The sequence below is a fragment of the Fertoeibacter niger genome, from assembly GCF_009380135.2.
Lineage (GTDB): Bacteria > Pseudomonadota > Alphaproteobacteria > Rhodobacterales > Rhodobacteraceae > Fertoeibacter > Fertoeibacter niger.
In genome coordinates this window covers 1-13626 of sequence record NZ_WHUT02000020.1, presented here as the reverse complement: position 1 = coordinate 13626, position 13626 = coordinate 1, and the positions used below count along the sequence as shown (strand labels likewise).

The window sequence follows — 13626 nt, the reverse complement described above, 5'->3', positions numbered from 1 at the left end:
GCCATGGGTCAATCACGGCGGAACCGTGACATGCTGTCGGCGTCAATGATCTGCACAACCGCCTCGGCGCTGGCACGGGGGTTCGAGCGTTTGAGCAGGTTTCCCAGCGTCCTCGCGTCGCCCTCAGGCAGCCGTCCACCGCTCCATTCGGTCAGCGTTGCAAGAAGCGGCGCGTCGATCTGGCGATAGAGCAGGCAACCGACCAGCGTCATCGCGGGCGGCCCGTAAGCGTACCACACCGGGTCGCCGATGCTGCCATCGACCGACAAAAGGCCTTGCGGCACGACGAGCGGCAGACGCGGCTCCAGCCGCACCGGGCCGTAGAGGTCGTTCGGGATCAGCAGAGAGAACTCGAGATCGTCACCAAGGGAGAAGCACAGCAGATCGCCGCTCTCGTCAGCCGTCACCGTCAGGCGAAGGGTGTCGCAGGTTTGAATCGCGTCCGGGTCCAGAGTCTCGCAAACCTCAAAGACAGGCGAGGAGCCGCCAACAACTTCCATCTGGAGCCTCGCCGGGCTTTGACCGCCGAGCAGCGCGCGGACGGCCGAGAAACCGCCACCGCCGCCAAGTGCCTTGGGGTCAAGCCTTTCGCGAAGGTCGGCAGGCAGCTCCACGATGCTGATGTCTACGACCTGCGTCGCCAGACTGATGCCCGCCGACATGAGTGTCAGCACGAGGCGGGTGCGGTTCTGGTCGATCAGCCATATCCTTCCCGACAACGCGATGGCGTCCATGGCCTTGGTATCGCGTATGACCTGTGGCGGCGGCGCGTCGACAAGCATTGCCGTCTGTGTGTTTGCAGCCTCGAGCCAGGCATCCTCAACGATATCCGCGAGATAGGCGCCGACTTCCAGGTTCGGGATTCCGGTCGCGCCATCGGCGAACGGCATCAGAACAATCTCTGGCCTCGCCTGCGGCGCCGCCTTGAGCAGCTTCTGGACCGCCGAGGCAATGCCGCCCTCCGGATCGGCCGCCTGATCGGCGGGCGCGTCGATGGGCACGCCTTGCGTCCGGGCCAGCACGCTGCCGTCTTGCATCGACAGCAATGCAAGCTCGAGCGTCAGTTTGCCATCGACCAGACCAGCCGAGCCGACGAGGGCAAAATCCGCGCTCTGCCGTACCAACGTCGTGACGGCCTTGGTCCAACCATCAAGGCCCTCGCGCGCCAGCGTCGTCTCGAGCGTCTGCCGCAGGTCGCTGCTGGCAGCCAGAATTTCCGGTTTGTTGGACAGCGCATTTTTGAATTCAAGCGCCACCCGCGACATGGTCGCTTCTAGGGCGTCGGTGGCGATCGGGCTGGCGTCCGCCTGGGGCGGCACCAGCACGATCCGCGCACCAAGGCGGATGGCCCCCTGTGGTGTCCCCGCTGTCAGTTGTTGGGCCAGTTCGGCCTCGCCCGCCGGGTCGGCGACGGCAGGCACCGCGATTAGGAGGCCGAGTGCAAGCGTTGCAGATCGGGCCGCGTGGAAAAGGATGGTCATGACAAGGTCCTACAATGACAAGCGGGTTACGTCAGGGCCGCGCCAGTTCGACAATCAACGGATCGCCGCTGCTACGGGTGAAGCTCGGGGTCTGCTGCAGTCCGCTTTTTGCCAGCCGTTCGTCGATATAGGTCCCAAGTTCTCGGAACCCGATGCGGTCGTCGCCGTCGCGGTCCGCGGCGCCACCCAGGCCCTCGAGCGCATACCATGTGAACGCACCATGCTGCCGGTCCACCAGCCAGTGGGCGAATTGCGGCTGTTCGAAGGCGGTCGCGGAAAGGACCGAGACCTTGGCCTCGTGCACCGGTGCAGCCACCCCGACGGCAAAACCGGCCGAAGTCATCGGTACTGCGCCGCCCTCGCCTTGGGTCAAGCCGGAAAAGCAGGCGTCGAGCAGGACGGTCACCTGATTGACCGGCAAAAGCTGCAGCTGTGCGATCAGCAGATCCAGCGGATAGCCGCCGAACCGCGGCTCTGCCGCTGGCACGTCGACTGGCAGCAGGTGACCAAGCGGCCGCCCCTGTTCCGGCACAAAGGGCACGCCATGACCGGAATAGTAGACGATAACCTCGTCGGCAAAACGCGCGCGGTTGTGGATCTCGCCCTTGGGCACGGCACTGGTGCCAAACAGCTGCGCCATTCGGACCGAGCTTGCGTCGTGTTCTTCCAGCACGTTTTCTGGCAGCACCCCCAGCACGTCGCGGAACCAGTCCGCCATCGCCTTGGCGTCCCGGTCGGCAAAGCGGACCTCTGGAGCGTGGGCATAGTTTTTGTTGCCGATCACCAGAACCAGTGCGTTCGGTCGCGGCACGCCCGTGCGCCGCTCGACACTTTCTGCCTGTGGGGCCACGGCCTGCGTGGTCGGCGCGGGGCCAACCGGGTTCGACCAGATCCGCACGGTTCCGTCGCCGCTCGCCGTAGCGATCAGGCGACCGTTCGGGCTGAAGGCTAACGAATAGACAGATCTGGTATGGCCACCGAACGTTCGAGGCTGCTCTGCGGTCTCGGTGTCCCAAAGCCAGACGGTATTGTAATCGCTCCCGGTCAGCACGTGCCGCCCGTCCGGGCTGAAAGCGACGGAGAGGACCGAGCTTCCATGCCCGTGAAGCGTCGTATCTCTGCCCCCGTCGCGGCGTCCGACAGCACAGCGAATGATAGACCGTTCCCGATAAGCACCTTCCGTCCGTCCGGGCTGAAGGCGACGGAAGAGATCGGGCCATATTGCGATTTGGAGCGCCAGACTTCTACCCCTGTGGCGGGGTCCAACAGTCGCGTGGTGCCGTTTCCGCTCCCGGTCAGCACCTGCCTCCCGTCCGGACTGAAGGCGACGGAGTTGATCCAGCCCTCATAATACGCTCTAAAGCGTCGAACCTCCGCCCCCGTGGCGGCGTCCCAAAGACGGACGGTATCGTCATTGCTCCCGGTTAGCACCTGCCGCCCATCCGGGCTAAAGGCGACGGAGACTACTGAGCCCCGATGCCCGATGAAGTGCCGTACCTCTGCCCCGGTAGCTGCGTCCAACAGCCGGGCAGTGCCGTCTGGGCTCGCGGTCAGCACCTGCCGCCCGTCCGGGCTGAAGGCGACAGCGTTGACCCAGCCGTTATGCCCAGTGAAGCGCCAGATCTCCGCCCCCGTCGCGGCGTCCCACAGCCGGGCAGTATAGTCATCGCCCCCCGTCAGCACCTGCAGCCCATCCGGACTGAAGGCGACGGAGCGGACGCGATCCTCATGCCCGATTAGAACCTGCAAAAGGTCCTGCGCCGCGCTTGCAACCGGCGTGACAATCACCGCCAATCCTAGCGCAATCTGCCGCAACCACCGCGAAATCCAGTCAATCCCGATCATTTTTGCCCCCAACGCGATACCACCGGACCGAATCCTCGGTCCGGTGTCTTACTTTAGTCTCGCCGGGGCTATTCCCCAGTGAACTGTTCGCGACAGTCGGAAACAAAGAAACAGATCAAGCCGACCACAACAACCGCGCCGACCGCCTCCCCCACTCCGCCAGTGCCGCCGCCCGACGGAGCGACACTGTTGCTTTCACTGCGGCGTTGACGATTGGTTTCGGAATCGGGATGGGTCATCTCCATCTTATATTCGTAAGCGAGGCGGTTCTGGGTTTCAGCCCAGCTTTCGGCATGCGCCGAACTGCCGCCCAGCGCGGCCGCAACAACCAGGGCGGTCATGGAACCGCATACAGCGCGGTGTGAGGGGGTGATCAAATTCATCGGAACGTCTCCTTCATAAGGCATCGCTTGTGCTGCCAGAGTTTGCCAGTTTTCAAGGGAGCGTTTTCGTCCCCACTTATTCAATGGAAAGGCCAAGGCAGTTTTCGCAGCTTAGATGTCGAAAAAACGCAGACCGCCCAATCCCGGAACAGATTTCCGATGGGTTAAGACTATTGCGAACACCGGCCGATCAGTTTCTATTTTGTTCGTGGAGACCTTGGCGAGCGTTCGTTTGAGACCAGCAATCTGTGTGGTCCTGGCTGCCTGCACGGCCATTTCCCGGACTCGCTTTTGCGAAAAGTATCACCACCCGGACCCGCGTCAATCTCCGCCACAAGAGAAAAGGCGAGTGGCTTTCTCTGATAAAGCCCGATGACTGACATGTGGCTTCGGGATAAAATACAGTTTTGTCAGTGACTTATGAGTTGCTTTCTTTTGGTCTCAACCGCTGTCTGCAGCCATCGCAACGCAACGGAGACCGCCATGAAGACCGCCACGAAGCCCCTGACAACACACGAAGAATTCTGCCTGAAGAACGCCGCCCACTTTGTCGCCGCCCGGGGCCGGACGCCCGCCACCCGCACGCGCGAGCAATTCGCGACCCTCTCAGAAGCGCAGGCCTTTGGCGCGGCGATCGATGACGGCCGCACGATGATCTACGCGGTCACCAGCCTCGGGCATTCCGCCCACATCACCAACGCCTGAAGGAACGAACCCATGAAAACCAAAGCCCTTACCGCCGCGAAGATCGACACGCTCGCCCAGCGCCTCTCCGACACGCCAATTGAACCCATCGCCAGCGCCAAGAAGGCGGGCGACAACTTCGCCCGCTTGCTGACGGCAAGGATTGGCGCCGAGCGCGCCGCCCTTGCCTTCACGTCGATCATGACGGCCGAGACTTGCGATCAAGCCGAGGCCCGGCTGACCTTGGTATTGGACTACGGCAACCCCGATCCAGCGGGCGAGCCGATCGACGCGCCGGTCGACGAGTCGAAGGCCGCGCCCGCCCCGGTTGTCTGCAAGCGGCAGGCCGACGTCGATCTTGCGCAGACAGGCACCCTGCCGACGGCCCCAGACTTCTCCAAGCCGACCCACGCCCGCTTCCGCGCCAAGCTGGCCCAGATCGTGGCCTTGGCTGAGGCGGGCGATATCGCCGCCCTGCAGGCGTTCGAAATCAACCCGGTCTCGTCTAGCCCGAAGGCGATGGCGCGCTACCGCGACCTCTGCTTGATCGCCATCACTGCCCGCGCGCAGGTGACCGCATGAAGATCAGCGGCCGCTCGTAACCGCCAGAGGCTTCCAGTACAACGAGACAGCCTTTCGCGCCCTTGGAAAACCGCGCAAGGGCCTGTTTTGACGTGGTAATCCGCTCCGCCTTCGCGGTGGCGAGGTAAAACACGTCAAGTCAGTTTTCTGCAACATCGACGCCGATGATATTCTGTGGCAGAGTCATGATCCTGTCCTTGTTCTGCGGGATCAGCTGTTCATGCGGCCTGTCTCTCTGCCGGAACCCGGCGTGGAGCAGGTTTTTCTTTGCCGATTCTCGATCCTCAGTCGGCGTGAACTGGAGGGCCCGCATGGGAACGCATCTGACCGAACGCGTTGTAAAGGCTGCCGAAATCGGCACACGCAAGTATGTGATCTTCGACGAGGCCTGCGCGGGCTTCGGGCATTGCGTGTTCGAGTCCGGCCGCAAGACCTTCATTCTGATCTACCGCGCCGCCGGGCGGCAGCGGCGCATGACGATCGGCACGTGGCTCAGCTGGTCGGTGATCGCCGCCCGGGAAGAGGCCAAGCGCCTCAAGCGCGACATCGATCGCGGCGAAGACCCAATGGACACGCGGACCAATGCCCGGCACGCGCCCACCGTCGATGAACTGGTCGAGCGATACATCGACGAACACCTGCCGAAGTTGCGGCTTTAGCTGCAGTTCGATATCCACGAAACCGGCAGCAGCTCACCTCAGCAGCCTAGTAAGGAGTAGGTTTTTCGGTCTTGAAGCACATACCCCGACCCCAGACCTCCGACCCCAAACAGTCTCGATCCGGTGATGTCCGTCCAGAGCGTTGACCAGCTTCTTGCGGAGTTCGCATGTGACGCCGTCGATGATCTCTTTTCCCGGTTCGTCCTTTTCCGCATAACAGCATGATCCCTGCCGCTGTCCGCAGTCTGGCGCACCTCGTTCTGGACCGGATTGCCGGGCTGGACGAGAAGACTGTTGGCGTCGATTCCGCGGTGCGCAAGGCGAATGATGACCGAAGACACGGAGCGACGTCTGACGACGATCCCGGCAGCGGGAGCCAGCTAGGACACAACCAAGCAAGCTTCAGGCAAACCCTGAGCAGCTCTCATCGCAACTTGCATCGCCCCCTGATTCTGTGGTTTCATTCGACTGAAAAGCTAGACAAGCCCCTTTATGATAGATGGTTGGCACATCTGGACGGTATGACATGATCCTTCGAACCACCGTGTTCTCGCTTGCTATCGCTCTCAACCCGCTAGTAGCCAGCGCCCGTATGTCGCTTGCACAATTCGCTGAGGTCGGACGACAGGCTCTAAATTATGGCCGGGAAGGGGCGGCTATTGTAGGAGACTTATCCGCAGCAATGAATGTTTTCGATGATGCTTTCGTTGATACTAAAGGCTCCACTCAAAAGAGTCTTCAAGAAAGCGCACAAGCTCTTCGCGAAATCAAGTCTACACTGTCGGAAATCGAGGCGCAGCTGGAGGACGTCCAGGCCGCACTCGTGATGATTGATGAGCGCTTCGATATGCTGCCACAACAGGCGTTCTCTATCGAAGTCGCTTCGATCTTGCGGCAACTCGAAAGTCTCGCTCGATTGCACCCCGATTTGGGTGAACAATCACTCTCGGAGTCGGATACTGACTCACACAGAGTGCAATTACCACAGATTCGAGAGCGAATTATTTTGGCTGCGAGCAGTATTATTCCGATTGCTCAGCGCTCCGCCGCTCTGGCGCCCAGTTTTCTGCTGTCAATCTCAGCGTTGGATCAATCGAAACGCCTGATGGTCGCTGTAAGCGAAACACTAAATTCCAGCCAAGGAGTTGAAGATTCCTTTAGCCGTCAGGTAGACACTCTTCTCATCGATGTATCCGAGTTTCTCGAGAGCGCCACGAGCGAAGGTGGTGTTCTGAGCGCAACGCTAGCGCGTCACATCCAGCTATACGATGAACAATTGCAACACATACTTGACAAGGATCCGCTATACCGGCGCCTTTACGAGGGAGGTTCTGGGTTCTGCGTTGAGACGAGGCATCTATCCGGTCAGCGTCCCAACCGTGAGGCAGTATACATCGAAGACCGCCTTGTAACAATTCCAGATCGCGAAACGGGGGGTGTTGGCCAAGCGCGGCGAGTAACCGGATACTACTATTTTGCGAACGGCGTGGCGAAACCAGAGCTAGGATTCACTCTGGTTGGCTCAGAACAGTTCCCGATCTTTACCGGAGTGTCTTCTGTTGCCGTAGACAATGTTACCCCAACTTCCTTCGCAATCTCAAGCTGCGACGTTCTGCTGAATGACAGAGTCCCAGAAGACTGGTTGATGACCCGTGCAGAAATTCTAAATACCGAACTTGAGGCTCTTGGGCCCTATGCCTTGTCTGTGATAGCGTCACATGCAAACATTGCCATAGCCGACAGGTTGAGCGGTTCGATCGGAAGTTAGAGGGGGTTTGGACGTGAAAAAGAAGTTTCGGATGCTCAATGAGCTCGCTCTGGCAGGGCTGCGCTTCTATAAGCTGTACATCGATGACAAGAAGGGTTTCAAGTGCGCCTACAAAGCGGTTTACCGCGGCGACAGCTGCTCGACGATCATGATGCAAGCCCTTGAAGAGCAGCCCATCATTCCGGCGGTCCGGTCGTGCTTTGCACAGCTGGAGCGTTGCAATTGCGCCGAAATGGTAGCGAAGGACGATGATCGTTTCCTTCAGAAGAATGGTAAAACGTTCTTAGTCGCCGGTGGAAGTGTTATGTTGCTCGCCGGATGCGGCTGCACACCAGACCCTTGTATACTGGGTGAGACCTGTAAATGAACGATTCCTTAAAAAATGCGCGGAGCCAATGGTTAGTAAGATGCTGGTTGCGCTCCCAGGAGTGCCTTTCGTAAATAACGTCTCACCTCGTTTTTAGTCTCCAAGTTTCTATGCTGATGATTGCACTGTTTTGAACTGAACAGTATTTGAATATGTATTAATTCGCTCGCCGCGTTAGTTGCGCTGAACAAGGTATGCATAGTTGACTAACCGGGTTAAACGCACCGGTAGGGCCAACACGATGGATAGCACAAAAGCACGGCAGCAAACGCGCAAGCAGCCAAGTCGTATTGAAAAACTTAGCGAGTAACAGAGAACTCATCGCTCCGAGTCGGAACGGAGCCTGCCGAAATGATGACCGAGATCATTAAGCAAGCGTCGTAGGCCAGAATCCATGTTTGAGTTCTCTGTTTCCCTGGCAATCTTCTCTATCGCTAGATTGGCGAGCTCTTTTGCTTTTGTATCGTGAACTGCGACGTCTCCGTCTTCTACGTCATCACCATATTGATACAAATAGCCAAGACGCAGCCCAATTCGCCCTAGTGGTGCCTGCAGAACATCGTTGCCGGTAGCCATGGCTGCCAGCTCCAGGACAAAACGAAACGGCGCGCCACTCTTCTGGTAATTGCTTTTTACGAGTGCACGAAGTTCCTCGCACTTGTGGGAGGGCTCACTAGACCGTGACCTCAAATCGCGCAACTGACCTTGAAGCATTCCAGCGGGGCCCCGCAGCAGGCGGTCACAAAGACCGATGCTATTTGGTTTATGGCCATTGGCTGCGTCAAAACGTCCGAGCAACGTGAAGCTGGCAGAAACGAGTTCAAATGCTGTGAGAACGGCCACGTCTTCGCCAAATTTTAGGTGGAGACACGGTCGCTCACGGCGCTGCATTGCATTGTCATGCGACGGCAGATCATCAATTATTAACGAAGCAGTGTGGAGCAGTTCAATTGCGCAGGCCAAACCTATGACGCCTTGTGTTGAACCCCCAAGGCGCCGTACAACCTCCAAAAACAGGTGCGACCTTACCCGACTTGCCGGCTGTTTGAGCGCATAGCTCGCGGCGTCTGATTGCCTTAAGGCATTGAGTTCGAATTCAAGTCCTACTACATTCTTATTGACTGCGCTGAGAAGCGATCGAATGCCAGTCATCCTAGTTGAAATTGACTCTCTGCGAGCGCGATGCATGCCTCTACTAATCGACCTAAGCACAGCATACTCTTTGTGCACATCTGTGACCCTCTTGGATGCCTCAAGAATGATATCGGCATCTGAGTCTATGTTTGAATCCAAGTTTGACCGTAGCCAATGCCTAAGTCTCTCTGAAAGTTCGTCGTCTCGCATTGTCTTGTTAGCCCAAGAAAGTCCTTCCAATATGCGCAAGTGCAAAATTTCTCTTGTGGCCGAGCGCAAGGCAGGATTTTGCGCATCGACGACATCCTGTGTTGCCGCATATAAGTATGCCATGCCGCTTGAAGCTATCCGCTTGTCTACGTACACGGTTACGCAATTGTTTGCATCTTCGACGACGCCCTCTATGTCGTTTACAAGTTGATTATGCATCGCAACCGATGAAAGCTGCTCGAGTTCTTGATCTGAAAAAGCGACTCCAAAGCATGCTGCCATACTTGCCCTGGCCAACGTCGACTGTCGGCAAGTAGAGCGAAGGAGTTCTTGAGCATCTAAATCTTGGTTTTTCGAAAGCCGGACATTGGTATCTGGATTGAACTGACTGTCGGCAAATCTTGCAAGCAAACTTTGTGCACTACGAAATTCATTGAGCTGTTCGAGTTCGTGGAGCAAGTCTTTGGTTCGCCGGAGCGCTGGGAACGGAATTGCATATCTCGACTCAAAATTCGCTGAGTCGAAAATTGTTCTTACTCCCTGATTGAAGAATCGTCGGCGTGAGTCTGGAATCAAGTCCTTATTGTCGAAGATAGTGTCAAAAACTGAGTAGCCGACACCAAAACATAAGCCTACGTCGACTACGTACTGGGCCGATAAGCATGATGATCGACCGAGGCCCCGATACGTTTCATATACAATTGCGGCGCCCAATATCATGCGGGCGAACTTCATCAGCGCACCACTACGAGCCGCCGATCGGGGAATGTCGCTCAGTATCTGATTGATGAGCGAGCGTCGTTGCATTATCGCTTCGATATATGGGACAAATCGAGAATAGTCAGTGAATCTGTGTAGGAGGGTCAATTGAGCCCTTGGTATTGAGCGACCATTTAGTAGAAGAGCCGCCACGTCACTCTCTATTACTTTTGCGATCCTTGCGCGGGTTCTTTGGTCGCTGCGGCGCGCGGTGTCCAAGAAGAACATGCTGCTTGGATCACGAGATGGAGCAAAAGTTCCTGTATCTCGAAGTTGCTGATAGTCGAGGACTTGTTTGGAAGTTGGTAGCTTGATTGAGCTGAGTTTGTCGTCGACAACTTGATTGCAAAAATGAAGAAATCTGTGATGTTCGGCATTTGGTTTTGCGGCGCCAGCGACCCTGTTTGACGTCGCGGCGACTTTTGCTTCGAGTCTTGAAATGATCAATTCGCTAGCCCTAAGAATCTTGCTGATGTCGATCGGTAGCGGGCCTTTGATAGCAAGCCGCTAGATAGAGAGCAAGTTGGAACAGTTTTTCCATCCCGGATGATCACGCAGACCGTCGGCGGTTTTCCATTTTCATGGCAAGATCGATCTTGCGCGAGGTTCGGGAGGGGGTGGGAGAATACTAATCTCGCTGCACAAGCAGGCGACCACGACGCCGAAGTTCCGCGCTGCGATCCAGCCAGCAGCGAGCCGGCTTGGTTGCACTGAAGGGGCTGCGCTTGCCTTGTGTAATTCGGAAGCCAGAGGTGCCGATGCGATCAGTTCAAACCACCCGCCAGACCAGCCCGCGCCGCTGGACGGCCCAGGTGGTCGCAGCGTGGCTCATGGATGATCTCCGGGCATGGAAAGAGGCAGGGTGAAGAACACCGGGCCGGACAAGGTGGGGCAGGGTAGAATCGCCGGGGGCGGGCGGTTCCGTGGCGGGGTAGGCACGAGAGGGCGGGCCGGGCAGGGCGGTTGCGATGTTGATCAGATTGCGGGCGCGCATTCAGACGCAGGGTGCGTACCTGCGAACCGCGCACCCAAAGGTGCGAACCCAGAAAAAATGTTTGACGCTAGAGACTTACCGCGCCTCTGCCCCCCGCATACAGGTCCGGCCAGGGTGGAACCAAGGCCGGGGGAGCGAGGGGCAGCGCCTGATAAGGGCTTGGGGAAGCAGTCGATCTGTCGCCCATATGTTCCACCAGCCTATCGCTTTTATGCCTCAGAACCGGAAGAAATGTCTCGCCTGAAGTTCAACCTGTTCTGCGGGTTATCCTGCGTGTTGACCACGCTTTCGCGCGGGATTGCGCGGGGTTCATCCGGCACCCTCAGCTTGCGCTTTGTTTTCGTTTGAGAATTCAGCTTCTTCGCAATCGTCAAAAGTGCGGCCGCCCAACGCCGCCAGGCGTTTGATCGTACAACCCCGGCACGGATGCAGACCTGCCGCCAGCGCATCCCGTCCGCCCGCAGCCAGACGATCCGCGCATCCTCGGGGGCGATCAACATCAGCCAGTCGAAGCATTCCTCCATACGGGTGATCGCGGCGGCGCTGGGGATCACCCGCATCGGGGCCTCGGGCGTGTAGCCGTAGGCGTGTTTGGCCTCCTGCACGACCGACGGCCACGACCCGCCATAGCCGCGGGGGCGGTCTTTCTCGGGCAGGCGTCGCAGGGTGTAGGCGGCTTCCTCGAAGCGATCCTCGATGTCGCGGGGGCTCAGGGGCATTCGGTTCTCCTTCGGGGGTTCAATAAATCTGGCGGGCACGCAGCGCGGCCTCGGTCACCAGCCCGGCCCGCAGCAGGGCATCCCGCGTGGTGTTGTTCACCGCGCTGGGCGGGACGAAGCGGCCGGAGTTGATCCACTCGGCTGTTCGCAGCAAAATTTCATGGGCGGTGAGCGTGGGCACCGTCTTCGTTTCCCCAGCACTTTTCGCCTTCGCCGCCAGCGCTGTCCTTTGGGCATGGCGCGTGGCAATCGCCGTCGAGAAATACGCCCATGTCCGGATCGGGTCGGCACGTTGGCGCTTGGTCCGCGCGGCAAGCGTGGGCAGGATGTCGGTTGCGAGGTCATAGCCTGCGGCAAGCCAGGCATCGATCACCGGCCGGGTGGTGGTGATCGCCGCCCTGGCAGTTGGGGTCAGCCCTTCGCCGCAGGCTGCGAGGCAAGCCGCTTCGGCAACGCCGCTCGCGCCTGCGTCACACGCGGTAGTAGTTACTGGTTCTCTTACAAGGTTAGTGTCCAGAATCTGGACACGGCTCTTGCTAAAATCTGGACACGGCTTTTGCGGTTTTCCATGTCCAGATTCTGGACACGGCTCGCCCCCGAAATCGTCCTCGAAGCCCAAGACATAGCGGGTGGATTTTTGCTTCCGGGTGACCTGGTCGACCCGCCGCTGCCTCCTAATCAGCCCGGCGGTTTCCAGCTTTTCGAGGTGGGTGTTCAGCGACGCGCGGGAGATTTCGGCATCGGCCGCCAACTGGTCCTGCGACGGGAAGCACCCGAAATCCGGGTTATGCCGGTCGCAGAGATACCACAGCACCAGCTTGGTCACGGGGCTTAACCCGCGCTGCTGGATCGCCCAATTGGTGGCCTTGTGGCTCATAGCGCCGCCGTGACGGTCAGGCGTTTTACGATGGCCTGCATCAGGGCGATGCGCTTGTCAGCGTCATCCTGGCGCATTTTGCCCGCCCGAACCCGGGACCAATAATACTGATGACGCATGTCCAGTTCGCGCTGGGCCTCGGCGATCAGCGCGGTGATTGGCAAAGCGCCGTCGGGGGTGATCCGTGCCATGATCGCCCCCTCAACGCCGACCGGCGACAGCGCGGCTGACACCCGCCTTGCGGGCCTCCTGCTCACGCAGCCAGTCCCGGACGGCCTCCATGCGGTAAAGCACCTTGCGGCCCACCCGGACGCAGGGCGGGCCCATGCGCCGGGTCTCCCAGCGCTGCAGGGTGTCCACTGACAGGGTCAGTTCCCGGGCGAGGTCGGTGCGGTTCAGCCAGCCAACCAGCAGGCCGGAATCCACCTCCGGCGCGGCATCTTCAGTAGCGCTTAAGTCAATCTTTTTCATGTCTTTTCTCCCTCGCCAGCGCTCCCGGATCGGCGCGCTGAAATCAGTGAGTCAAGACAAGCACGGGCAGGGCACCGGCAAAGAGGCGGAAACCGGCGGAAACAAACCGGGTAATTATTCCGGACTTTTATCCACAGCGTTTCGCTGTCTGAGGCTCCGATTTCATTATGAACAAACATGGAACTCTGACAACTTCGGGGAGAGCAGTTCACAACCAGAATCGCCAGATGGTCACCCCACCGAGAGGCTGGGGCTTGGTCTCGTTCGACCCGAGGTCACGGCCATACCGGCGGTCAAACAAGGAGGCAGGCATGGCGTTTCCGGCGCAGGTTTTCTATTCGATTCTAGAGGTTTCGGTGCGTTGGGGATGCAGCGTGACGCAGGTGGTGAACAACGCCATCGCCGACGAACTCGATCTGGTGACCGGAGTCTCGCAGATCATGTTGGGCGAGGAATGCGTCGCGGGCCTGATCAGCGTGCCAGGCTGCGCGGTCCGCCCGTTGTTCCGGCCGTTCGGCAAGGGCGCCAAGAAAATCTACCTCACCGAGGCGCGCCTGACGCCGAATGGCCTAGGCTGTGTGGAAACTCCTGCACCAACCGCCACCAGCGATGTGAGGGGTTCGCAGCAGGTCTTTTTGCCTGCTTGGGTTCATGCTACCCGCCAGTGGCTCTCATATCAGGCCCGTGAGGGCA

16 protein-coding genes and 1 pseudogene are annotated in these 13626 nt (G+C 58.9%); 7 read left to right on the top strand and 10 right to left on the bottom strand.

Annotated elements, in window-relative coordinates:
• Window positions 1–8: 8 nt before the first annotated feature.
• The 4 genes from GEU84_RS20280 to GEU84_RS20265 form a co-directional block, all read right to left on the bottom strand.
• Window positions 9–1481, bottom strand: a complete 1473-nt coding sequence (locus GEU84_RS20280; protein WP_152828734.1) for a hypothetical protein — start codon at window positions 1479–1481, stop codon at window positions 9–11.
• A gap of 31 nt (window positions 1482–1512) precedes the next feature.
• The gene (locus GEU84_RS20275; protein WP_420899298.1) at window positions 1513–2634 is read right to left on the bottom strand and encodes a caspase family protein; all 1122 of its coding nucleotides are present in this window, start codon (window positions 2632–2634) and stop codon (window positions 1513–1515) included.
• Window positions 2526–3326, bottom strand: a complete 801-nt coding sequence (locus tag GEU84_RS20270; RefSeq protein ID WP_152828732.1) for a WD40 repeat domain-containing protein — start codon at window positions 3324–3326, stop codon at window positions 2526–2528. Before GEU84_RS20270 ends, GEU84_RS20275 begins: the two co-directional genes overlap by 109 nt.
• 68 nt (window positions 3327–3394) lie before the next feature.
• Complete coding sequence (locus GEU84_RS20265; RefSeq protein ID WP_152828731.1) at window positions 3395–3709, bottom strand: hypothetical protein; 315 nt, start codon at window positions 3707–3709, stop codon at window positions 3395–3397.
• A 483-nt stretch (window positions 3710–4192) separates the two neighbouring features.
• On the opposite strand from GEU84_RS20265, the gene GEU84_RS20260 reads away from it, so the two are divergent.
• On the top strand, window positions 4193–4414 hold the full coding sequence (locus GEU84_RS20260) for a hypothetical protein (protein WP_152828730.1): 222 nt from the start codon (window positions 4193–4195) through the stop codon (window positions 4412–4414).
• 12 nt (window positions 4415–4426) lie between these two features.
• Window positions 4427–4975, top strand: coding sequence for a hypothetical protein (locus tag GEU84_RS20255; RefSeq protein ID WP_152828729.1), 549 nt, complete (start codon window positions 4427–4429; stop codon window positions 4973–4975).
• A 139-nt stretch (window positions 4976–5114) separates the two neighbouring features.
• Here the strand turns inward: GEU84_RS20255 and GEU84_RS20250 are convergent, their stop codons facing one another.
• Entirely contained in the window at window positions 5115–5288 is a 174-nt protein-coding gene (locus tag GEU84_RS20250; protein ID WP_174540082.1) for a hypothetical protein, read from the bottom strand.
• Here GEU84_RS20250 and GEU84_RS20245 point away from each other — a divergent pair.
• The 4 genes from GEU84_RS20245 (at window position 5287) to yidD (ending at window position 7769) form a co-directional block, all read left to right on the top strand.
• The gene (locus GEU84_RS20245) at window positions 5287–5634 is read left to right on the top strand and encodes an Arm DNA-binding domain-containing protein (RefSeq protein ID WP_152828728.1); all 348 of its coding nucleotides are present in this window, start codon (window positions 5287–5289) and stop codon (window positions 5632–5634) included. The two genes, GEU84_RS20250 and GEU84_RS20245, sit on opposite strands and share 2 nt — an antisense overlap.
• Window positions 5635–5855: 221 nt before the next feature.
• Window positions 5856–6164 (top strand): hypothetical protein, encoded by a 309-nt coding sequence (locus GEU84_RS20240; protein WP_152828727.1) that lies wholly within the window; start codon window positions 5856–5858, stop codon window positions 6162–6164.
• On the top strand, window positions 6161–7402 hold the full coding sequence (locus tag GEU84_RS20235) for a hypothetical protein (protein WP_152828726.1): 1242 nt from the start codon (window positions 6161–6163) through the stop codon (window positions 7400–7402). Before GEU84_RS20240 ends, GEU84_RS20235 begins: the two co-directional genes overlap by 4 nt.
• A gap of 13 nt (window positions 7403–7415) precedes the next feature.
• Entirely contained in the window at window positions 7416–7769 is a 354-nt protein-coding gene (yidD, locus tag GEU84_RS20230; RefSeq protein ID WP_152828725.1) for a membrane protein insertion efficiency factor YidD, read from the top strand.
• Between the two features lie 318 nt (window positions 7770–8087).
• Here the strand turns inward: yidD and GEU84_RS20225 are convergent, their stop codons facing one another.
• The 5 genes from GEU84_RS20225 to GEU84_RS20205 all read right to left on the bottom strand — a co-directional run bounded on the left by GEU84_RS20225 (window position 8088) and on the right by GEU84_RS20205 (window position 12933).
• The gene (locus GEU84_RS20225) at window positions 8088–10319 is read right to left on the bottom strand and encodes a polyprenyl synthetase family protein (protein WP_152828724.1); all 2232 of its coding nucleotides are present in this window, start codon (window positions 10317–10319) and stop codon (window positions 8088–8090) included.
• A 756-nt stretch (window positions 10320–11075) separates the two neighbouring features.
• Complete coding sequence (locus GEU84_RS20220) at window positions 11076–11585, bottom strand: DUF6362 family protein (protein ID WP_174540081.1); 510 nt, start codon at window positions 11583–11585, stop codon at window positions 11076–11078.
• A gap of 19 nt (window positions 11586–11604) precedes the next feature.
• Window positions 11605–12462 (bottom strand): helix-turn-helix domain-containing protein, encoded by an 858-nt coding sequence (locus tag GEU84_RS20215; protein WP_152828723.1) that lies wholly within the window; start codon window positions 12460–12462, stop codon window positions 11605–11607.
• On the bottom strand, window positions 12459–12653 hold the full coding sequence (locus GEU84_RS20210) for a hypothetical protein (RefSeq protein WP_152828722.1): 195 nt from the start codon (window positions 12651–12653) through the stop codon (window positions 12459–12461). The genes GEU84_RS20215 and GEU84_RS20210 overlap by 4 nt, the downstream gene beginning before the upstream one ends.
• 10 nt (window positions 12654–12663) lie before the next feature.
• The gene (locus GEU84_RS20205) at window positions 12664–12933 is read right to left on the bottom strand and encodes a helix-turn-helix transcriptional regulator (protein ID WP_152828721.1); all 270 of its coding nucleotides are present in this window, start codon (window positions 12931–12933) and stop codon (window positions 12664–12666) included.
• Window positions 12934–13244: 311 nt separating this feature from the next.
• On the opposite strand from GEU84_RS20205, the pseudogene GEU84_RS20200 reads away from it, so the two are divergent.
• Window positions 13245–13626 (top strand): annotated as a pseudogene (locus tag GEU84_RS20200) (hypothetical protein); the annotation flags it as partial.